The organism is Labilithrix luteola (assembly GCF_001263205.1).
GTDB lineage: Bacteria > Myxococcota_A > Polyangia > Polyangiales > Polyangiaceae > Labilithrix > Labilithrix luteola.
Genome location: NZ_CP012333.1, coordinates 3,022,732 through 3,036,333, shown reverse-complemented (window position 1 = coordinate 3,036,333; position 13,602 = coordinate 3,022,732). Strand labels below are relative to the sequence as shown.

The 13,602-nt window shown below is 65.9% G+C and carries 14 protein-coding genes; 4 read left to right on the top strand and 10 right to left on the bottom strand.

Annotation, left to right across the window (positions count from 1 at the left end):
- The first annotated feature begins 72 nt into the window (after window positions 1-72).
- Both AKJ09_RS13750 and AKJ09_RS13745 read left to right on the top strand, forming a co-directional pair.
- Entirely contained in the window at window positions 73-801 is a 729-nt protein-coding gene (locus tag AKJ09_RS13750; protein ID WP_146647658.1) for a glycosyltransferase family 2 protein, read from the top strand.
- A gap of 118 nt (window positions 802-919) precedes the next feature.
- Entirely contained in the window at window positions 920-1,522 is a 603-nt protein-coding gene (locus AKJ09_RS13745) for a hypothetical protein (RefSeq protein ID WP_146647657.1), read from the top strand.
- Window positions 1,523-1,530: 8 nt separating this feature from the next.
- On the opposite strand, the gene AKJ09_RS13740 is transcribed toward AKJ09_RS13745, so the two are convergent.
- The 3 genes from AKJ09_RS13740 to AKJ09_RS13730 all read right to left on the bottom strand — a co-directional run bounded on the left by AKJ09_RS13740 (window position 1,531) and on the right by AKJ09_RS13730 (window position 6,089).
- Window positions 1,531-3,708: a sulfatase-like hydrolase/transferase gene (locus AKJ09_RS13740; RefSeq protein ID WP_146647656.1), complete on the bottom strand. Its 2,178-nt coding sequence runs from the start codon at window positions 3,706-3,708 to the stop codon at window positions 1,531-1,533.
- A gap of 400 nt (window positions 3,709-4,108) precedes the next feature.
- Window positions 4,109-5,404 (bottom strand): adenylosuccinate lyase, encoded by a 1,296-nt coding sequence (purB, locus tag AKJ09_RS13735; RefSeq protein WP_146647655.1) that lies wholly within the window; start codon window positions 5,402-5,404, stop codon window positions 4,109-4,111.
- Between the two features lie 46 nt (window positions 5,405-5,450).
- Window positions 5,451-6,089: a hypothetical protein gene (locus AKJ09_RS13730; RefSeq protein ID WP_146647654.1), complete on the bottom strand. Its 639-nt coding sequence runs from the start codon at window positions 6,087-6,089 to the stop codon at window positions 5,451-5,453.
- Between the two features lie 172 nt (window positions 6,090-6,261).
- Between AKJ09_RS13730 and AKJ09_RS13725 the strand changes: the two genes are divergently transcribed.
- On the top strand, window positions 6,262-6,429 hold the full coding sequence (locus AKJ09_RS13725) for a TetR family transcriptional regulator (protein ID WP_146647653.1): 168 nt from the start codon (window positions 6,262-6,264) through the stop codon (window positions 6,427-6,429).
- Between the two features lie 21 nt (window positions 6,430-6,450).
- On the opposite strand, the gene AKJ09_RS13720 is transcribed toward AKJ09_RS13725, so the two are convergent.
- From AKJ09_RS13720 to AKJ09_RS13690, 7 genes are all read right to left on the bottom strand, one after another.
- Entirely contained in the window at window positions 6,451-7,122 is a 672-nt protein-coding gene (locus AKJ09_RS13720; RefSeq protein ID WP_146647652.1) for an HD domain-containing protein, read from the bottom strand.
- A gap of 200 nt (window positions 7,123-7,322) precedes the next feature.
- The gene (locus tag AKJ09_RS13715) at window positions 7,323-8,708 is read right to left on the bottom strand and encodes an NHL repeat-containing protein (RefSeq protein ID WP_146647651.1); all 1,386 of its coding nucleotides are present in this window, start codon (window positions 8,706-8,708) and stop codon (window positions 7,323-7,325) included.
- A gap of 162 nt (window positions 8,709-8,870) precedes the next feature.
- Window positions 8,871-9,905 (bottom strand): alcohol dehydrogenase catalytic domain-containing protein, encoded by a 1,035-nt coding sequence (locus tag AKJ09_RS13710; protein ID WP_146647650.1) that lies wholly within the window; start codon window positions 9,903-9,905, stop codon window positions 8,871-8,873.
- Window positions 9,906-9,927: 22 nt separating this feature from the next.
- Window positions 9,928-10,653: a CoA-transferase subunit beta gene (locus tag AKJ09_RS13705; RefSeq protein WP_146647649.1), complete on the bottom strand. Its 726-nt coding sequence runs from the start codon at window positions 10,651-10,653 to the stop codon at window positions 9,928-9,930.
- Window positions 10,650-11,447: a CoA transferase subunit A gene (locus tag AKJ09_RS13700; protein WP_146647648.1), complete on the bottom strand. Its 798-nt coding sequence runs from the start codon at window positions 11,445-11,447 to the stop codon at window positions 10,650-10,652. Before AKJ09_RS13700 ends, AKJ09_RS13705 begins: the two co-directional genes overlap by 4 nt.
- A 231-nt stretch (window positions 11,448-11,678) precedes the next feature.
- Window positions 11,679-12,386, bottom strand: a complete 708-nt coding sequence (locus tag AKJ09_RS13695) for a carbohydrate binding domain-containing protein (RefSeq protein ID WP_146647647.1) — start codon at window positions 12,384-12,386, stop codon at window positions 11,679-11,681.
- Window positions 12,387-12,731: 345 nt separating this feature from the next.
- On the bottom strand, window positions 12,732-12,962 hold the full coding sequence (locus tag AKJ09_RS13690) for a hypothetical protein (RefSeq protein ID WP_146647646.1): 231 nt from the start codon (window positions 12,960-12,962) through the stop codon (window positions 12,732-12,734).
- Between the two features lie 332 nt (window positions 12,963-13,294).
- Here AKJ09_RS13690 and AKJ09_RS13685 point away from each other — a divergent pair, with 332 nt between their 5' ends.
- Entirely contained in the window at window positions 13,295-13,600 is a 306-nt protein-coding gene (locus AKJ09_RS13685) for an acyl carrier protein (RefSeq protein WP_146647645.1), read from the top strand.
- Window positions 13,601-13,602: the final 2 nt, after the last annotated feature.

The window sequence follows — 13,602 nt, the reverse complement described above, 5'->3', positions numbered from 1 at the left end:
GCCGCCGCGCTGGACACCCGTCCGAACGCCCCTACGGAAGCCTCCATCAAGCCCGCGCTCGGGAGCTGAACATTGCTCGAAGGCTCGTCTGTCGTCGTCGTCGTTCCTGCGTTTTGTGAGGAGTTGCTGATTGCTCGCGTCATCGAGACGATGCCCGCCTGGGTGGACCGGATCGTGGTGGTCGACGATGGCAGCCCGGATCGGACGACCGAGGTAGCGCGAGCGGTCGGTGACGCACGCGTGCAGATCGTGAGGCATCCCGAGCGTCGTGGTGTCGGAGCTGCCATCACCACCGGCTATCTCGCCGCGCTGGACTCGGGAGCTCGAGCGACGGACGTGTTCTGCGTGATGGCCGGCGACGGGCAAATGCATCCCGACGACCTCCGCAACGTGGCCCTGCCCATCGTTCGAGACGAGGCGGATTACGTGAAAGGCGACCGCTTTCGAGACCCCGCGGTTCGCGCGTCGATGGGCCTTCCGCGGTGGATTGGCGGACAGGTTTTCTCGCGCCTGACGTCTTTCGCCACCGGCCAGCCCATCTCGGACAGCCAGTGCGGCTATACGGCGATTTCGAGGCGGGCAGCACGAGCACTCGACCTCGACGGACTCTGGCCGAGCTTCGGCTACCCCAACGACATCCTCGGTCAGCTCGCCGCCCGACGTCTGCGCATCCGCCAGGTGCCCGTCCGGCCCGTGTACGGCACCGAGCAGAGCAAGCTACGGCTTCGCCATCTGCCGCCCATTTTCTTCCTCATCGCCCGTGCCGCGATCCGGCGGAAGCGCGCCGCTACACATGATTAGGTGAGGATATGTGCGCGCGGTCGAGGCCTCGTCTCGCCTCGCGTGTCACCCAATTGGATGGCGAAGCGCGGCGGCCCCTTGCGGAAAGCGCCTGCCGCACCATCATGGAGCGAACCGGATGAGCGATACGCCGCGCCACATTCGCGCCGAGCGAGGTCTGACCCCGCGAACGAGCACGTTGAGAGGGGAGGGGTGGCTTCGCGAATCGCCGCGAAATTACGTCCCTCGCGGCTGGGAGAACGTCCGTCACTCCGCGCTGCGAAAGTGCCTGTTCCTTCCGATTCCGAAGGAGCTCGCCGCGTACGGCGCAAACCAGTTGCCGTCCGCCCCGCCCACGTACGTTGCGCCGCCGAAGGCGCTCGTCGCGCCCCAGAACGTGGTTCCGCACAAGCGAAACCCCGCCAAGGACGTGCGGCTCTTTCCGGCTTACGACCCGCATCATGCCCCGCATCGGCAGGCGACCCGCCAGAGCCCACGTGAGTCGAGCCCGCACGTTGCGGGCTCCCCGCCCGTCGTCGTGGCCGCGCGCAAGCACGGTGCATGGTGGGAAGATCCAATTGCGATCGGCTCGCTCCTCGTCATCGCACCCCCGATCGGCCTCGCGGCCGTGTGGAGTAGCCGACGCTATGGCAACGAGGCGCGCTGGGCGCTCACGGTGATGACGGGCCTCATGATGTGCCTCGTCAGCGCCGTGTTCGTCGCGCTGATCGTCGCGCGCTGACGCCCTCGTCAGTTTTGCAGGGCGTCCTTGCCGTCTTTGGGCGGCTCGTGACGAATCGACTTCCACGTATCGAGGTAGGAGGCGAGGGCCTTCCGCACGTCGGGCAAGTGGTGTTTGAGGTCGTGCACCTCGTCGGGGTCCTCGTCCACGTTGAAGACCTGCTCGGCGCCGGTGGTCAGATCTCGAAGCAGCTTGAAGCGCCCTTTCACGACGGCGCGCGCCTGGTAGTGGATGCCCGAATGCCACGTGTCCGCATAGAGCCGTAGGGCGCGATCGCGCGGTGGATCCTCAGCGACGACGTACGAGCCTAGGTTCCAGCGGTGCGGATCGTCTTGTGTGGCGATGGTCTCGCTTTCGTCCGTCGCCGAGGCGAGCTCGAGGAGCGTGGGATGGAGGTCGGTGATCGACACCGCCGCGTCGATGGTCGGGATCTTCCAACCCGGCACACGGACGAGGAGCAGGGCACGCACGGCCGGCTCGAGCAGTGACGTGCCGTGCTCGTGGACGCCCTGTTCGCCGAGCAGCTCGCCGTGATCGGACATGACGACCACGACCGTTCGATCGCGATCGGCGCGTGCATCGAGCGTGTCGAGGACGCGGCCCACGTGCTTGTCACACTCGGCGAGCGAGCTGTCGTACTGCGCGTCCTCGTCGCCGCCGAAGTCGTGTTCCAGGTGACGCACGTACGGTGCATGCGCGCACGCGTAATGGGCAAAGAGGAAGAAGGGCTTCTCCTTCGTTCCCTCGAGCTTCGAGAGCGCGTCGATGACGGCGTCGCTCGTGAGCTTCGCGTCGCGGCCGTCGAAGCGCGTCTCGTCGCTCGTGCCGGGCGGCGAGGTGAACGAGCGGAACCCCTGCCCGATGCCGCGAATGTTCTTCACGACGTACGGGAAGGTGACGCCGACGCGGTCGTAGCCGAGCGGTTCGAGCTTCTCGGCCAGGGTTTCGGCTTCGGGGAGCAGCTCGAAGGCGAAGCCAGCGCCTCGGCGTTGGGGGATCTCGTCGATGTCGAGGCCGGTGAACACCGAGGCGAGCGCAAAGCGCGTGGTGGGAGCCGGGGTGTAGGCTTTCTGAAACCACGTGGCGGACTCGCGGAAGCGATCGATCGAGGTCGAGACCGCGCGGTTGTTGCCCGCGAACCCGAGGTGGTCGGGCCGTACCGTGTCGAGCAAGACGATGGCGATGTTCGGCCGCGCGCTCGTCTTGGGGCTCGCCGGACGAGGGAGTTTCGGATCGACCGGCGCGGTGGCGTCGATACCGTCGCAGTTTTCGTCTTCGCCGTTGCCAGGGTCGTCGTAGGCGCCCGGATGAATGTGCGCAGCGCCGTCGTTGCAATCGCCGCCGCCGAAGAAAGGCGAGAAGCCGTCACCGTCGCGATCGACGAGACTCCTCAGTCCGGCAACCGCATGCGCACCGTAAGGGCCGTCGTGTACGACGGCGTTGCGTGCGCGACTGGGTAGCAACGAGAGGGCATGCGCGCCGGCGAGCGAGACGACGGCGAGGACGACGAGCGTGCCGAGTGCCTGTCGGTCCGTGAAGACGCGCGCCGACGACGAAGCCCTGAACGCGCTCACGAGAAGGCCGGTCGTGACGCCCACGGCAGGGGCCACCACGAACGGACGCGGCAAGAGCGAGTCGAGGAGGTACGTGACGACGAGCGCGAACGCGATGCGCGCACCGACCCCGCGACTCACGAGACGCACGCTCGGCTGACGTTCTTCGAGCGCGACGAGACGAGGTCCCACTGCGCGAAGCAGCAGGAGCGTACCGGCGAGCGTTCCGATCGCGACCGTGAACGCGACGAGGACGAGCAACGTCGCCGCCATCGACGGACTGAGGGCCGCAACGATGGTTCGGCCGAGCATCGCCGTGCGGATGGCTGCGAAGGCGAGCGCGGCCACGAGCGCGGTTGCCGAGAGTGGAGCATGTCCTCCCGTCGCCTTCGCCAGGCCTTGCAGCGCGTCGTTTCCGAATGCGCCGAGTGGTCGCGCAATCGCGGCTGCGAACGCGAGCGCGAGAAGCAGCGGCCCGATCACCACGGCCGTCGCGACGAGGAAGGCTAGCGCGACCGACGAGGGCGAGGCGTGCGCCGCCATCGCGCCCCGCACGACGAAGCCGGCATCGGCAAGCGCGGTCGCTAGGGCTGCAAGCCCTGCAAGGAGGAGAAAAGGCGGTCGAGACGGCACGCGGGCGAGCTTCTTTTTCTACCCGTGCATCGTGCACGCGCACGCCACAAACCGATCACGCCGGCGAGTTTTCCGCCGAGTGGTCTGAATCCTCCGACCAGGTCGATGATGCTCACGATGCCTCACCGTTCCTTCGTCGTTCTTCACAATTCTTCATGCCAGCGAGTGAGCTCGAAACGGACAGTGCCGCGGCATGTTTGCGAAGAGATTCGAGGCGTGGTGTTGCAATTCGAAACAGCAAAAAGCGCGCGCTCGACGCTGGGCCGAACGCGCGCTTTGCGCTGAGTCGCATGGTCGCTTCAGGTACCGGCGCGCGTTCGCGCCGACGTGCGGCGCTTCAGTTACCGGCGAGCGCGCGCTCGGCTCCAGGCGTCGAGCGCGCGCTCCAACTTGCGGCGCTTCAGGTACCGGCGAGCGCGCGCTCGACGATCGCGGGTGCCCACTGCAGGGCGTGCTCGAGATCGAAGAGCTCGGCGAGCTTCTCGCGTGAGAGCTTGACGTCGCTGTCGCTCGCGAGGTTCTCGCGGAACGAACCGTCGCCCTTCCACGCGCGCATCGCGTTGCGCTGGACGAGCACGTACGCCTGCTGGCGCGCGAGGCCCGTCTCGACGAGCGCGAGGAGCACCGCCTCCGAGTAATAGAGCTCGGCGGCGCGATCGAGGTTCTGCATCATGCGCTCGGGGTAGACGACGAGGCCGTCGACGAGGCCGCGCGCGCGATCGAGCATGAAGGCGAGCGTGGTGGTCGCGTCGGGCGCGATCATGCGCTCGGCCGACGAGTGCGAGATGTCTCGCTCGTGCCAGAGGGCAACGTTCTCGAGTGCCGGGATGCACGCGGCGCGAACCACGCGAGCGAGACCACAGAGGTTCTCGCTCAAGATCGGATTACGCTTGTGGGGCATCGCGCTCGAGCCCTTCTGGCCGACGGTGAAGGCTTCTTCCGCCTCGCCGACCTCGGAGCGCTGCCAGTGACGAACGTTCGTCGCGAGTCGCTCGATGCCAGCCGCGATGAGAGCCATCGCGCAGAACAGCTCCGCATGGCGGTCGCGCGGCACGACCTGCGTGCTCACGGTCTCCGGCTTCAAGCCGAGTGCGCCGAGCGCCTTGGCTTCGATCTCCGGCGTGAGGTGGGCGTACGTTCCGACGGCGCCGGCGATCTTGCCGTACGCAATCTGCTCGCGTGCGTGGAGAAGTCGCTCGCGACCGCGCACCATCTCGGCGTGGTGACCGGCGATGGCGATACCGAACGTCACCGGCTCGGCGAAGATACCGTGGCTGCGGCCGATCATCGGCGTCTTGGCGTGCTCGCGTGCACGCTTGGCGAGCGCTTCGATGAGCGTGTCGGTACGCTTGAGCAGCGCATCGGTCGCGTCGCGAAGGAGGATGGCGAACGAGCTGTCGAGGACGTCGCTCGAGGTCATTCCGCGGTGGAGCCAACGCGCGTCTTCACCGGCTTGCTCCTCGACGTGGGTGAGGAACGCGATGACGTCGTGCTTCACCGTGCGCTCGATTTCCTCGATGCGGTTGGCGTCGAGGACGAGGTTCTTCGCGCGAATGCGCGATGCCGTTCCCTTCGGAACGAGACCGGCGTCTTCCATCGCATCGCAAGCGGCGAGCTCGACCTCGAGCCACGCCTGATAGCGGCGTTCGGGAGACCAAAGGGCGGCGAGCTCGGGCGGCGTATAGCGCGGGATCATGGGGCCGCGAACCTAGCAAAAACTCGCCCGAACGCCTCGTTCGCGATCAGGGACAATCGGCAATTTCGGTGACTGCTTCGAAGGGAAGCGTGCAGGCTGAGCTCTCCGCGCCGCCGTCTGCGCTCGCGCTTGCTCCGGCGTCTCCTTCTCCGCACGGAACGGGCAGGTTCTTCACGGCGCCCTCGGACGCCGGCGAGAACACGGCGACGAACTTCCCGAAGCGCAACTTCGCGAGGCCGCGCACGTCGGTGCGCTCGATCGGGACACGCAGCCGAGCGGTCTTTCCGCGCGCGTGAATCTCCGCGAGAGCCTGCTCCGCAGTGCTGGCGTCGGTGCGCCCTGCGGCCCACACGGTTTTGCATCCACTCGTGTCGTCGGCGTCCCCCGCTGGGACGATCTCTCCGTCGCGCCGGAATCCCGAACCGCTGGCGACGTAGCGCGCGACCTTCTCGCAACCCGTGGCCACCATGCCGTCGGTGGTGTCTTTGACCTCGACTTGCTCGCAACCGAGCTCGCTCTTCGCGATCGCTGTGACAGCGAGGAGGCTCTCCTGCTTTTCGCGGAGCAGGCGTTGAACGGCGCCTTCCTCACGCCGGCCCGCGCGCCACTTCATGGTGATCGGAACGGCCGCCACCACGAGCACGCCGAGACCGAGCGCCAGCATCGTTTTCTGCGAAGAGTTCATCGCCAGCGCTGGTCATACCGGCGCGTCCCGGCCTCGTAAACGTCAACCTGAGCGCCCCTCACGATCTCGGGCTCTTCAGGACTCGCGCAGGAGCACTGCGGACAGGAGCTCGGTGACTTCGGCCATGAATCGGTAGTCGAGCGTTTCGGGCGTGTCAGTGACGCGGTGGTAATTGGCCTCCAAGAAGCGGGAACCTCTCTCCCGGCAGCGCATTCTCCAAGCCGCCCTCGACGTGCTCGACCGCGAAGGCCTCGAGGCCATCTCGATGCGGCGCGTGGGCGAGGAGCTAGGCGTCGAGGCGATGCTGCGTGGAATCGAAGCGCGGCGAGCGGGGCGCTGAAGACGGCGAGCGTGACGAGCGTCAGATCTCGCGTTTCAACTGCTCGAGGAACCGACGGATGAACGCCACGCGCTCTTCGGCGATCGCGCGCGCAGCGTTGGTGTGCAGGCGTGAGGGAAGGAGCAGGAGCTTCTTGAAGACGTGATCGAGTCCCCACGACTTGTCGTCGGGCTCGCGCTCCGTGCAGAAAGGATCGTTCGGAGCATAGAAGGGGCGCTTCATGTCTGCACACGTGGCCCACATGCGCGCGAGGCCGATCGCGCCGAGGGCATCGAGGCGATCGGCGTCTTGCAGGAGCTTTGCTTCGAGCGCTTCGGGGACGGCGCCTTTCGAAAACGCATGATCGCGAATCGCAGCGCAGACGGCGCTCGTGAATTCGGCCGGTGCCCCTTCTTTTTCGAGGAGCTCGCGTGCGTGTTCGGCGCAGACGTCGCCCGCCTTCGAAGAATCCGGATGATTCTTCGGATAGGTGAAGAGCTCGTGGAGCAGCGCGGCCGTGACCACGACGGCTTCGTTCGCTCCCTCCGCGCGTGCGAGCATCGACGCGTTCCGCATCACGCGCGTGACGTGGAAGAAGTCGTGAGCAGGCTCGTGGCCTTCGGCGCGCGCCTGAGCCGTTTCGGCCAGACGAGCGAAGAGCGTGGGCTCGATGCCTTGGGGGGTGACCACACCATCGGGAAGCGCGGATTTCATGCGTTGTTCTCTCTATAGCTTGCCTCGATGCCTCGATGACAACCCGCGTCGCAAGGACGGAAGCTCAGCTTCGCATCAGGCGTCGATCGAGCGGGACTTCGATAGTCCGTCGACGAATGGGGCAATCGAGGCTCGGACGTATCGTCAGATGCTCTCGTTGGCGCGTCGCTGATCGCGACCGTCGGCGATGTCGCGCGCGCTCAGGGGACGACGCGCAGCACGTATCCGCTCTGCGCATTCTGGGGACCCGTCGTGCCCACGACGACGACCTTGCCGTCGTTCTGGACGAGCATGCGGCCCGGCCAGTTCTCTCCATCGCCGAGATGAAACGTGGCGACGCCCGATATCCCGAACGACGGATCGAGCTGTCCGCTCATGTCGAGTCGTGCGACGTAGAGATCGCTCGCGTTCACCCCGGTCTCCACGTAGCCCGAGAGATAGATCCAATCACCGAAGACCGCGACGTTGCCGACGAGATCGTTGCCGCTGACGTCGAGCGTCACCTTGCCGGCGTTGCCGAACGTCGTGTCGTACGAGCCGTCGGCGCCGACGCGCACGAGCGCCGAATGATAGTGCCCCTGCTTGGTCATGTACCCGGCCATGAGGACTTTGCCGTCCGACTGGGCTGCAATTCCGTAGACGAAGTCTTCCCCGGTGCCGAACGAATAGGCGCAAAGACCATTGGAGCAAAACGTGGTGTCGAGAGCTCCGGCGCTCGTGTAGCGGGCCAGGCCGAAGTTCATGTCGCTCGCAGCCTGCGTCACCGCGCCAGTTACGAGAACGGTTCCGTCGGTGAGTAGCAAGCCGTCGCGCCCGGGGCAGTTCCCGGTTCCGAACAAAGTATGGAAGCTCCCGCCCGAGCCGAAGCTCGTGTCCGGGGCGCCGTTCGAGGTGAATCGTGCTCCGGAAAATTGATATTGAGATTTGGTGCCCGAATTGCCAATTGCGAGGATCTTCCCGTCGGATTGGCGAAGGAGCCGAAGCGGGAGATCGTCCTGGCTCACGTTGGTGCGTGAGGTGCCGAAGCTCGTGTCGATGGTTCCTGCCGGCATGAACCGGACGAGCGCGAGATCGAAGCCGCCGCTTTGCCAGGATTCACCCGTGACGACGATGCGTCCGTCGGGTTGGATGAGGACGTCCTCGACCCACTCATCGTTCCCCTGGAAGTCGTAGAAGGCGCTGCCGCTGCCGTTGAACGTGGTGTCGTCCGCGCCGTTGGCGAGGAGCCGCTTGAGGTAGAAATCGTAGTTGTCGACGCGCATCACGCCGCCGCCGACGATGATCTTGCCATCGGATTGGAGGGCGAAGGAGCCGACGGTCGTGCTGGTCCCCAGCGAGACGTGCACGACGCCCGCATTGCCGAAAGCAGGATCGCCGGTACCGGGCCCTGCATCCGTGACGACGTCGGGGCCCGCGTCGCCGACGCCGCCATCATCCGTGACGTTGCCACCGTCACCACCGGTGACACCGCCGCCGTCATTCGACGTTCCGCTCTCGGCGCGATCGACATTCTGATCGCTGCTCTCCGCGCCGGCCAGGCCCGAGGAGTCGACCATGAGCGAGCACGCGGAAGAGAGGGTAATCACCGAGCACGCGATGGACGCGCGCAGCGAGAAAGCCAAGCCGGTGCGAGTTGTCACTAAGCGCTAGCGTAACATTGGCCGATCGGTCGACTCAATCGAGCCCGCGACGATTCCCAGCCGGTGTCGCTAGGCCGTTGGTTGCGTCGCCCGCGCTGCCGTCGTGCGTCAAACGTCGTCGGGGACCAGCACGGCTCGACCCGAAATCTGCCTGTTTTCCAGACGAAAGTGAACGCTTCCGGCTTCCTGGAGCGGCAGCACCTCCGACACGCAGGATTTCACGTGTCCTTTTGCGGTCAGCTCGAAGGCAAGCGCCATCTCCTCTCTGGTCGTTGCGTAAGCGCCGATGATTTCGAGCTCCTTGACGATCACGAGACCGGGATTGAGATCGACGGACGCGGTATCGAGATTGCCGACGATGACGAGGCGTCCGCCCGGAGCCAAACACTTGAGTGTCTGGCCGAACGCGGCGCTGCCCACGATCTCGAGTGCCACATCCACGCCGGCGCCACTCGTGATTCGCTTCACCTCTGGAGCGAAGTCGAGATCGGGCGCGACCACGACGTGATCGGCCCCGGACGCTTCCAGCGCGCCGACCTTCGTATGGCTGGTGGTGACGGCGATGACCTTGGCGCCGGAGAGGCGGCAGATCTGAACCGCCTGCAATCCGACACCGCCGCTCGCGCCGGTCACGAGCACGGTCTCTCCGTCGCGAATGCGTCCACGCGTACGGCACACGTGAACGGCCGTGCCGGTGGTGCAGCACACGGTGGCGGCGTCGGGCCATGACAGCGAATCGGGAACGGGACAGAGCCCGAGCACCGGCGCTGCCATGAGCGGCGCATAACCGCCGGGGATCTCTTCGCCGAAGAAACGTCGGTCGACCTTGCATAGGCTGTTCCGCTTCTGCTCGCAGAACTCGCACGAGCCGCAGCTCATTCGCTGAAGCGTTGCGGCGCGATCTCCCACGCTCCATCCTTCGACGCCGTCTCCGATGCCGATGACTTCGCCGACGACTTCGTGGCCGAGGATCATCGGCGGAATACCTCCGAGGCGTCCTCGGCGTGCAATGAGATCGTGATAGCAAACGCCGCACGCACGTATCCGCAACAGTACTTCGCCGTGACCCGGCACCGGATCGGGCACGCATTCGAACCTGAGATTTTCGGGCCCACCGAACTCACGGAGGATGACGGCCTTCATCGCGTTCTCCTTGGTCGTCGACTCAGCCGACGAGGGCGTGGCGTTGGTTCTGGCTGTCGATGCTTCGAATGGCTCGCAGCGTTCGTTCGTCGGGCGCGCTCGTGACCGCGAGATGGGCGTCCGTCGTGTAACGGAATCCCGTCTTGTCCGCGATCTCCGCTTCGGACGCCCAAGGATGCCTCGCGACGAGCCGCGCCTCTGGAAGTCCGGTTTCGAAGACTGCGAGATCGGTGACGAGCATCGTGCGCCGCTCGTCGTTCGTGGAGGCGACCTGCACCTCGGGCACCAGGTTTCGCCGACTCTGGCGAGGGACGACGAGAACGGGCTTCTTCACCCAGCGCCTCAGCGACGCCGCACCTGCGAGCCCTGGGAACTTCGGTTTCGGACGAGCGAGCGAGCCGGCTGCGGACATGTTCGTCCGACCTTGGCCGTCGACCTCGGCGGCTCCGAAGAAGATGGTGTCGATGCGTCCGCGGCGCGCGTGGTCGAAGAGCTCGGGGATCGAGATCTCCGCGGTTCGTCCTTCGAGATAAGCGAGCTCTTCGGGCGAACGATGAAGGTGCGAGAGGTCGGGATCGATGGAACCGACGCAGGCGAGATAGGTGAGGTTCGGAGCTGTCGTCGCGCGCGCCACGGCAATGGCGAGGATGGCGAGCGTCGAAGCAACGCCGGTGGCCACGACGTCGCCGTCTTCGATCTGCGCGGCCATCATGGCGACGACGGTGTCCGCGCGAAGGTCGGCGTTCATGCCGCCCTCATGGTGTGGAGCATGCGCTCGATCCATTCGGCCTCGCGCCCGTGCTCGGCGAGCTCGAGATACTCGATCAGAGCCGATTCGTCGTACCCGTAGTCGCCCACGCATCCGGTCGGCAATGCGCCACCAGGCTGCTCGGCCACCATCTCCACCTGGAACGAGGGGATCGTCACGCGCGAGAGGCGAGTGACGCGTCTCTCCGCCGTGGCCAGGACTCGCGTTGCAGCGCCAGCGACTAGGAGATCCGTCGTCGGGTCGTCGATGTAGAGGTTGCCTCGATCGTCTGCCGCGTGCGCGTGCACGATGGCAACGTCGGGCTGAACGGCCGGCTCGACGGCGACACGCCTCCCGCTGAACGGGCAATCGACGAACGAAGGTGGATCCATCGACGCGAGGGCGGAGCGTTCGATGTCGGGCGCAGGCAAGAAGGGGAGCCCCATCGCCGCGGCGCGCAGGCGTTGCACCACGCGGTAGCCGTCGTGTTCGGCCCAAGCGATGGTTCCACCTTCGATCGCGCGCTTGAGGCACGGCATCGGGCGAACGCGGCCGGCGAGGTTCAACGCGGCGAACGCGAACTCGACACGTGACGCCGCGCCTGCGGCGACGAGGAGCTCGGCGGGGAGCGGATTCGGAAGGGAGACGACACGAAGGTCACGCCGTCGCGCGCGAATCAACGCGAGCACGATGGCGATCGGTGCACGTCCGAGCATGAAGCCGCCGGTGGCGATCGAGGCACCGTCCGGAATGCTCGACGCGAGCGTCTCCGTCGTAGTCCACCGTGTGATCATGGTTCGACGCTCCTCGGACGCGCGCGCGCCCCACCGGACCCGTGCGCACACGAGTCGGCCGAAAGGCACGCGAGAGCTCGGAGCGACGTTCCCCCCGCTACGCTTCTCGTGCCTGGTTTCCCCGGGTCTTCGGCGCGGAAACCGCGTTCGAAGTCCATTGCTGCGGTGCAGCAATGGATTGGTTAACACCCGAGACGCTCTGCGTCAAACGCCCTTTCGCAGGGCAAGGCGCTACTTCGTGCGCGTCACGGACACATCGTCGAAGAGAAAGCAGAATCCGAAGGGCGGACTCGCCGCGAGCTGCACGCTCAGGCTCTCCGCCGGCTTGGTGACGTCGAGCGAGAGCGTGATCTTCGACCAGCTGTTCGCGGTCAGGCTGCTCGACGTGTCGGACTTCGACTCGACCGTCTTCGGGCCGTCGGTCGTGGCAAGCGTGGTCGAGAGCGGAAGCGCGTTGTACGCAGGGTTGTAGGTCGCCTGCTTTGCCCACAACTCGAGGTGGTAGGTGGCGCCGACGACAGGAGCTCCGGCGCTCTTCTGATCGTCGATCGCGATAGCGGCGAAGGTGTCGCTGCACACCTTGCAAGCGTGCAGGCCCGCGTGCCCGGGCGCGTCGGACAGGGTGGCCTTTCCGGACCACGGCGCGCACGAGCCCTCTTCGAAGTCGCCGTTCGGCTCGAGATTCGCTCCGGTGGCAACGAAGGCATCGGCCCCGCCTTCCGTGGACGGTCCGGGCCCGGTGCCGGCCTCCCCGCCGTTCGTGCCGCCGCCGTCGCTGGTGCTGGCGCCGGCAGGGGTGGATTGCGGGTCGGCGTTGCCCACGAGATCGTCAGGGACCGTCAACGAGCACGCGCCGACCAGAGCACATGCCGATGTCGTGTACGCCGCAACGAGCGAAAGGCGCAAAACCGAGGCAAGGAGCCTCGAATCGAGATTCACGAGCACACCATACGCGAAGCGCGAATTCGAGTTGGTGGTCAATTGCCGTCTCAGACGCCTGCGGGGGGCCGCACTCATTTGCGGTCAAAACCCCGCAGCAACTCGCGCGGCCGTCCCAAGGCGCACAGCAGTTTTGACACGAGTCGGTGACGGCTTCGAGCGCGGCCGGGACCTTGTCGAGTCCTGATCCAACGCCGAAGACGTCGTGCGCACGGACGTGCCGGTCCCAATCGTCGAGGTACGCAACGGACTCGTGTCGGGGCGCGCCGACGGTCGTGTCGGCGTCGTGTCGGAAGTGTCCGGGCGCGCCGACTTTGCGAGCTTGCCGTAGTCGAGGCTCTCGACTCAGCGCGTCGTCGCGAAGTGCCAGCACTCGCCGGGATCCTTCTGAGCTCGAACGGGCGTTTCGGGAACGGCCGTGACCTCCTCGTCGGACGTGCCGACCGTCTCGTCGCTCGCACGGTCGATGCATGGCAGCGCGGCGGGTATCGTTGCGCAAGACAACGCGACCCACCCTTCGGAGAGGCGCGTTCGGGGGATACGGGCGTGACGCACGGCAGCCGCCGTTCGCCTCATTCGCCTCGTTCGCTCCCCTAGCGTCGATAGCAATCACGGTGCCGTTACGCGCCGACCTTTATTTTAGGCACATCATCGACATGAACCGGTCGAAAGGAACATGACGAAACATCCATGTTCGTTACGCGGATCCACACTCGCGCTCGCGGCCCGCTCGGAGATCACGCGCAGTCGTTGCGCGTCGGTTCGGACGTTCGATACGACGAAGCCGAACCATGGCTGAACGACGGACGTCGAATTGTTTTTCGGCGGAATGATCCTACGGGTTCGTTCATCTGATCCACGTCCCGCGTAGCGAGAGCATCCCGAACCATCTCGGAAGGAGGCAGGCAATGAAAGACACGTTCCACAGACCCGTAGCGCTCGCCCTCGCCTTCGAGCTCGGTCTCGACCCTACGACGATCAAGCCCGACCAAGACCTGCACCGCGATCTCGGTCTTCAGTTCTTCGACGTCGTGTTCGTTGCCCAGCGGCTCGAAGAAGTGCTCGCGATCCAGATCCCGCTCAGAGCCCTCGACGGCGTACGGACCGTTATCGAGCTCACACGCATCGTCAGCCTCGCCCCGCGCAAGGCACGCAAGAGTGTGATCAGCACCATGCGTCCGGCCGGTCAGACGCACGGGGGATTCCGATCGTAGTC

Bases quoted from the DNA above. Each gene is read 5' to 3' on its own strand.
- AKJ09_RS13685 (WP_146647645.1), top strand. From the start codon at position 13,295: ATGAAAGACACGTTCCACAGACCCGTAGCGCTCGCCCTCGCCTTCGAG.
- AKJ09_RS13730 (WP_146647654.1), bottom strand. From the start codon at position 6,089: ATGAACTCTTCGCAGAAAACGATGCTGGCGCTCGGTCTCGGCGTGCTC.
- AKJ09_RS13745 (WP_146647657.1), top strand. From the start codon at position 920: ATGAGCGATACGCCGCGCCACATTCGCGCCGAGCGAGGTCTGACCCCG.
- AKJ09_RS13710 (WP_146647650.1), bottom strand. From the start codon at position 9,905: ATGAAGGCCGTCATCCTCCGTGAGTTCGGTGGGCCCGAAAATCTCAGG.
- AKJ09_RS13720 (WP_146647652.1), bottom strand. From the start codon at position 7,122: ATGAAATCCGCGCTTCCCGATGGTGTGGTCACCCCCCAAGGCATCGAG.
- purB (WP_146647655.1), bottom strand. From the start codon at position 5,404: ATGATCCCGCGCTATACGCCGCCCGAGCTCGCCGCCCTTTGGTCTCCC.
- AKJ09_RS13690 (WP_146647646.1), bottom strand. From the start codon at position 12,962: ATGAGGCGAACGGCGGCTGCCGTGCGTCACGCCCGTATCCCCCGAACG.
- AKJ09_RS13705 (WP_146647649.1), bottom strand. From the start codon at position 10,653: ATGAACGCCGACCTTCGCGCGGACACCGTCGTCGCCATGATGGCCGCG.
- AKJ09_RS13700 (WP_146647648.1), bottom strand. From the start codon at position 11,447: ATGATCACACGGTGGACTACGACGGAGACGCTCGCGTCGAGCATTCCG.